Origin of the sequence: Leucobacter chromiiresistens (assembly GCF_001477055.1) — a bacterium.
Taxonomy (GTDB): domain Bacteria; phylum Actinomycetota; class Actinomycetes; order Actinomycetales; family Microbacteriaceae; genus Leucobacter; species Leucobacter chromiiresistens_A.
In genome coordinates this window covers 1-6,021 of record NZ_LDRK01000116.1, presented here as the reverse complement: position 1 = coordinate 6,021, position 6,021 = coordinate 1, and the positions used below count along the sequence as shown (strand labels likewise).

General features: G+C 69.9%; 6 protein-coding genes. 5 read left to right on the top strand and 1 reads right to left on the bottom strand.

The window, feature by feature from the left end:
- Nucleotides 1–633: IclR family transcriptional regulator (locus tag NS354_RS12090; protein WP_058594715.1), on the bottom strand; the 633-nt coding region annotated here is incomplete at its 3' end.
- Between the two features lie 315 nt (nucleotides 634–948).
- Here NS354_RS12090 and NS354_RS12085 point away from each other — a divergent pair.
- From NS354_RS12085 to NS354_RS12065, 5 genes are all read left to right on the top strand, one after another.
- Nucleotides 949–2,550 (top strand): ABC transporter substrate-binding protein, encoded by a 1,602-nt coding sequence (locus NS354_RS12085; RefSeq protein WP_082678073.1) that lies wholly within the window; start codon nucleotides 949–951, stop codon nucleotides 2,548–2,550.
- 19 nt (nucleotides 2,551–2,569) lie between these two features.
- Nucleotides 2,570–3,661: an ABC transporter permease gene (locus NS354_RS12080; RefSeq protein ID WP_241490530.1), complete on the top strand. Its 1,092-nt coding sequence runs from the start codon at nucleotides 2,570–2,572 to the stop codon at nucleotides 3,659–3,661.
- Nucleotides 3,658–4,539 carry an ABC transporter permease gene (locus NS354_RS12075; RefSeq protein WP_058594712.1) on the top strand — a complete coding sequence of 294 codons (882 nt, stop codon included), beginning with the start codon at nucleotides 3,658–3,660 and terminating at the stop codon, nucleotides 4,537–4,539. Before NS354_RS12080 ends, NS354_RS12075 begins: the two co-directional genes overlap by 4 nt.
- On the top strand, nucleotides 4,536–5,342 hold the full coding sequence (locus tag NS354_RS12070; protein ID WP_058594711.1) for an ABC transporter ATP-binding protein: 807 nt from the start codon (nucleotides 4,536–4,538) through the stop codon (nucleotides 5,340–5,342). The genes NS354_RS12075 and NS354_RS12070 overlap by 4 nt, the downstream gene beginning before the upstream one ends.
- Nucleotides 5,339–6,021, top strand: a 683-nt coding sequence (locus NS354_RS12065; RefSeq protein WP_058594710.1) for an ABC transporter ATP-binding protein, incomplete at its 3' end; no start/stop codon positions are given. The genes NS354_RS12070 and NS354_RS12065, both read left to right, overlap by 4 nt.

Below are 6,021 nucleotides of genomic sequence, written 5' to 3'. Positions count from 1 at the left end.
GCGCACCCGGCCGGGTGCGCGGCCGACGGGCACGGCGACGATCTCGATGGGATCGAACTCGTCGTCGACGAGCACCGCGTAGCCGGCGCTGCGCACCCGTGCGCGCTCGGCCGCGGAGGGGAGCTCCACGTTCGCGCGGCGGAAGCGCTCGACCTCGTCGTCGGGGAGGTAGCTCGCGAGCACCGAGCCGAGGGCGCTGCCGGCGATGCCGAAGCGCTGCCCGTGCTCGAGCGATACGTGCACGTTGCGCGGGGGCAGTCCGCGGCCGACGATGGTGACCGAGTCGCCGTCGAGGGTGCCGAGCGAGGTGCCCTCGCCGAGCTCGCCCGCGAGGCGCGTGAGCTCCTCGGCGATGCGCTGGTCGACGCTCGCGTGCCGCAGTGCGGCCTGGGCCACCCGCACCGGCGAGAACGTCAACGAATAGGCGCCCTGCGAGTCGGTCTGCAGCCAGCCGGCCGCCACGAGGGTGACGAGCTGCCGGTGCACCATCGAGCGCGAGCCGCCCGCGCGGCGGGCGATCTCCGAGACGCCGAACGGCGCGCTCGTCTTCGCGATCTCCTCGAGCAGGCGCAGCATCTTGAGATTCGAGGTCAGCGGAGCGGTGCCGCCGGTTCCCGGAACGCTCTCAGCCATGATTTCTCCATTCGTCTGTCAACACATATATGACAGAACCGCGCATTGAATGACATGAAGCTAGCCAGTCCCGCGCGATTCGTCAACTCCCATTTTCCCGACTTCCTGCTCGTCGACTTGCGGAGAACCCAACGTTACGATTCGAAGTTTTCTCTTGACGGCGACGTTCCGACCGGTAATATCGCTCTCACTGCCTCGCAAAATCGAAGCAGTTGTCACGATATAGTTGACACTAGTTTGGACAACGAGGTCTGACAAGCCCTCACGCCGAATCGGTGCAGCTCAAGGCAACCCGACACCGAAAGGAATCGCGTCATGGCACCGAAGCCAATGCGAAGAGCAGTGGGGGCATGCGCTCTCCTGCTGACCGGAGCTCTCGCCGTCACCGGCTGCTCGAGCAGCGCCCAGGGGGGCGGAGGAGCCGCACCCGAGAAGACCGGCACCCTCGTGATCGACCAGGCCTTCACCGCCCAGTCGATCGACCCGGCCACCATCTTCCAGGTCACCGACGCGATCACCGCGAGCGGCCTGTACCAGACCCTCTTCACCTACATCGACAACGTCGCCGACCCGCAGCCGCTGCTCGCCGAGTCGATCACCGCGAACGACGCGGCGACCGAGTTCACGATCACCCTGCGCGACGACGCGACGTTCGCGAACGGCAACCCCGTCACCGCGGCCGACGTCGTCTTCTCGCTGAACCGGCTCAAGCACCTCGCCGCGAGCCCCGCCTACCGCATGGAGGGCATCACCGTCGCCGAGGTCGACGAGCGCACCGTGCAGCTCACCACCGAGAACCCCGCACCCTACATCGAGCACACCCTCACCGCACCGCCCCTCGCGATCGTCGACGACGAAGCCGTGCGCGCAGCCGGAGGCACCGACGCCGAAGACGCCGCCGACGCCGATACTGCGGGCCAGTTCTTCACCCAGCCCGCCAACGGAGCCGGCAGCGGGCCCTACGCGCTCGAGAGCTACGACACCAACGCGCAGATCGTGCTCGTCAAGAACGAGAACTACTGGGGCGAAGCGCCCGCCTACGACCGCATCGTGATCCGCAACGTGAACAACGCCCAGCAGCAGAAGGCGAACATCGAGGGCGGCGACAGTCAGATCGCACTCGACATCCCCGGCCGCATCGCGGAGGGCATGGAGTCGGAGGCGCTGCAGGTGCAGTCCTCCTCGTCGCCCGAGGTGCTGTACCTCGCGCTCTCCCAGAAGGAGGGCGCCGCCACCGCCGATCCCGACATCGTCGAGGCCATCAAGACCGGCATCGACTACGAAGCGCTGCGCACGCTCGTCGGCGCCGGTGCGAAAGAGGCGACCGGCATCATCCCCTCCATGATGATCGGGGCGCTCCCCGAGGGCGAAGGCCCCGAGTCGGATCCGGAGGCCGCGAAGCAGCTGCTCGCCGATGCCGGGAAGACGGGCACCGAGGTGACGCTCGACTACGCCAACGACTACACCCGGCTCGCAGGCATCGACTACAACACCCTCGCCCAGGGCCTCCAGACGCAACTCGAGGCCATCGGCCTGAAGGTGACGCTGAACCCGACGCCCACGTCGACCTCGCTGCAGCGCTACGTCGACGGCGAGACCGAGATGGCGCTGTGGTCGTGGCCGCCCGACACGGCCGACGCCTCCGACGAACTCGTCTTCGCCCCCGGCGGGCTCATCGGCGAGCGCGTGCACTGGCCGGCCGAAGCCGCCCCCGCGACCGCCGAGCTCGCCGAGGCGGCGCGCGTCGCCACCGGTGACGACCGCGAGGCCGCCTTCACGGCGTGGAACGAGTCGATGAACGAGGAGGCGCCGTTCGCCTTCCTGCTCGAGCCCTCCTTCTTCCTCGTCGCGTCGACGAGCGTCGAGCACGTCAGCCACGACCCGCTCGCCGCCATCAACCTCTCCCAGATCGACTAGACGCACGGGACATCGCATCGTGACTCACACCCTTTCCGAGACCGGGGCGGACGTGCAGGCGCCCGCCCCGGCGCCGGGCGGCGGCGGAGGCGGAGGCTACTTCCGCTTCGTGCTGCGCCGTCTCGGCACCTCGCTCGTCACCCTGTTCGGCATCACGCTCGTCTCCTTCGGGCTCGGCGTGCTGGTGCCGCTGCGCCCCGAGACCGCGAACCTCAGCCAGCAGGCGCTCTCGAACCCGGAGGCGGTCGCCGCGTTCCGCGAGAAATTCGGACTCGACCTGCCCATCTGGGAGCAGTACCTGCGCTACCTCGCCGGGCTCTTCCGCGGCGACCTCGGCATCTCGCAGCAGACCGGCCAGCCGATCGCCGCCGACCTCGCCAAGTACGCCCCGGCGACGCTGGAGCTCGTGCTGTGGGCCACCGTGCTCTCCGTGCTCATCGGCGTCTCGCTCGGCATCGTCGCCGCCTACGCGCGCAACCGCTGGCCCGACCACCTCGCCCGCGTCGTCTCACTCATCGGCGTCAGCCTCCCCACCTACTGGCTCGCACTCATCGGGTCCACGTTCTTCTTCCGCCAGCTCGGCTGGCTCCCCGGCAGCGGCAGGCTCGACGCCTCCGCGACGCCGCCGCCGCGCGTCACCGGATTCATGACCATCGACACCCTGCTCGCGGGCGATATGCACGCGTGGGGCTCGGCCATCGCGCACCTCATCCTCCCCGCCATGATCCTCGCGCTCTCGAACCTCGGCATGGTGCTCCGCTTCACCCGCAGCGCAGTGCTCGACGGGCTCAACACCGACGCCGTGAAAGCGGCGCGCGTGAAGGGCCTCCCGGGCCGCCGCGTGCTCATGCGCTACGCGGTGCGCAGCGCCTCGAGCCCCATCATCACCGTGACCGCGCTCTCCTTCGGGTTCCTGCTCGCCGCCACCGTCTACGTCGAGCAGATCTTCGCCTGGGGCGGCCTCGGCCAGTACGCCTACCGCTCGGCGACGAACCTCGACGTCACCGCCATCACCGGCATCTCCGTCGTGATCGCCGTGATCTTCCTCGCCGTGAACTTCATCGCCGACCTGCTCGCGTCGGCCTTCGACCCGAGGATCCGACTCCAATGACCCGCACCGACGTCATCTCCATGATCGCCGCCCCCGAACGCGCACGGCGACGCATCCCGGCAGGGCTCCGCACGCCCTCGGTGATCGCCGCGGCCGCCGTGCTGATCGCCTGGCTCGCGGTGATCCTCATCCCCGCGCTCACCCCGCAGGATCCGCTCGCCACCGTCGGGCCCGCCCTCGCGCCGCCCGATTCCACGGCGCTGCTCGGCACCGACGCGCTCGGGCGCGACAACCTCAGCAGAACCCTCGCCGCCGCGCGCACCTCGATCCCGAACGGCCTCATGATCGTGGCCGCGGCCGCCCTCATCGGCACCGCGATCGGCCTCGTCGCCGGGTTCTTCGGCGGCTGGATCGACGAGATCCTCATGCGCGTCGCCGATCTCGTCTTCGCGTTCCCCGGCATCATCCTCGCGATGGCCATCGCCGCGGCCCTCGGCCCGAGCGTGCAGAACGCCGTGATCGCCGCCGCGATCAGCTGGTGGCCGGCCTACGCCCGGGCCGTGCGCTCCATCGTGCTCGCCCTCCGAGAATCCGAGTTCGTGCTCTCGAACCGCCTCTCCGGCGTCGGCCCGTTCCGCTCGATCGTCGTCGACCTGCTCCCCGCGGTGAGCGGTTCCGTGCTCGTGCTCGCGATGCTCGACATCGGCTCCGCGATCCTCTTCCTCGCCGGCCTCTCCTTCCTCGGGCTCGGCGCCGTGCCGCCGACGCCCGAATGGGGCTCCATGATCTCGGGCGCCGTGCAGTACTTCGACCAGTGGTGGCTCGCCGTCGCCCCCGGTCTCGCGATCGTGTCGGTCGTGCTCGCCTTCAACATCATCGGCGACGCGATCCGCGACAACCTCGAACCCCGCCTGAACGAGAACGGAGCCGGGTCATGACCCTCCTGCACGTCGACCGCCTCACGGTCGCCCGCGCCAGCGGCGCCGGATCCCCGCTCGTCGACGGGGTCTCCTTCACGGTCGAGGCCGGCGAGGTGGTCGGCGTCGTCGGCGAGAGCGGATCGGGCAAGACCCTGACCGGGCTCGCGCTGCTCGGACTGCTGCCCGACGGGCTCGCCGCCTCCGGCTCCATCCGCTTCGACGGGCGCGAACTGCTCACCCAGACGAGGCCCGAGTGGGAGCGCACGCGCGGCACCGACATCGCCATGGTGCTGCAGGATCCGTCGTCGAGCCTGCACCCCATGCTGAAGCTCGGCGAGCAGCTCACCGACCACGTGCGCCAGCACCTCGGGCTCTCGAAGCCGGCCGCAGAGGCACGCGCCATCGAGTTGATGGAGCGCGTCCACCTGCGCGAGCCCAAACGCCTGCTCGGGCAGTACCCGCATCAGCTCTCCGGCGGCATGAAGCAGCGCGTCTCCATCGCCATCGCGCTCGCGTGCGACCCGAAGCTGCTCATCGCCGACGAGCCCACCACCGCGCTCGACGCGAACATCCGCACCGGCATCATCGCGCTCCTCAACGAGCTGCGCCGCGAGTCGGGCATGGGCATCATCTTCGTCACCCACGACCTCGCGATGCTGAGCACCATCGCGGATCGCCTCAACGTGTTCCGCACCGGGGAGATCGTCGAGGCGGGCGACTCCGACCGCATCTTCCGCTCACCCCGGCACCCCTACACACGGGTGCTGCTCGACGCGGTGCCGCAGGTGCCGTGGCCCCGTCCCGAGGAGGTTCTCTCATGACCGCACGCCCAGTCGCCGCGGGTGCACCCGATGCTCAGCCGCTCATCGAGGCGACCGACGCCGTCGTGAGCTACCGGGTCAAGGGCAAAGGCCGGTTCGTCGCCGTGCACGGCGTCGACCTCGACGTGCGCCCCGGCGAGATCGTCGGCATCGTCGGCGAGAGCGGGTGCGGCAAGTCGTCGCTCGCGCGGGCGCTCGTCGGCATCAACAAGCTGTCGGGCGGCAGCATCCGCTTTCTGGGCGAAGACGTGACGCCGCTGCCGATCCGGCGGCGCCCCGCGCGCCTCGTGCCGCTGCAGATGGTGTTCCAGGATCCCTACGCCTCCCTCAACCCGCGCCGCCGCATCGACCAGCAGCTCGCAGAGGTGTGGAACTCGGCGGCCCGCGCCCGCGGCGACGCGCTCGAGGCGGAGGCGCGCCTCGCCGACATCACCGATGTGCTCGAACGGGTCGGCCTCGACCCGGCGCTGCGCACCCGCTACCCGCACGCGCTCTCCGGCGGCCAGCGGCAGCGCATCGCGATCGCGAAGGCGCTGCTCGCGAAACCGCAAGTGATCGTCGCCGACGAGCCGATCTCCGCACTCGACGCCTCGTCGCAGAAGCACGTCGGCGAGCTCCTGCGCCGCCTCGTCGACGACCTGCAGATCGGCATGGTCATCATCTCGCACGATCTCGCCGT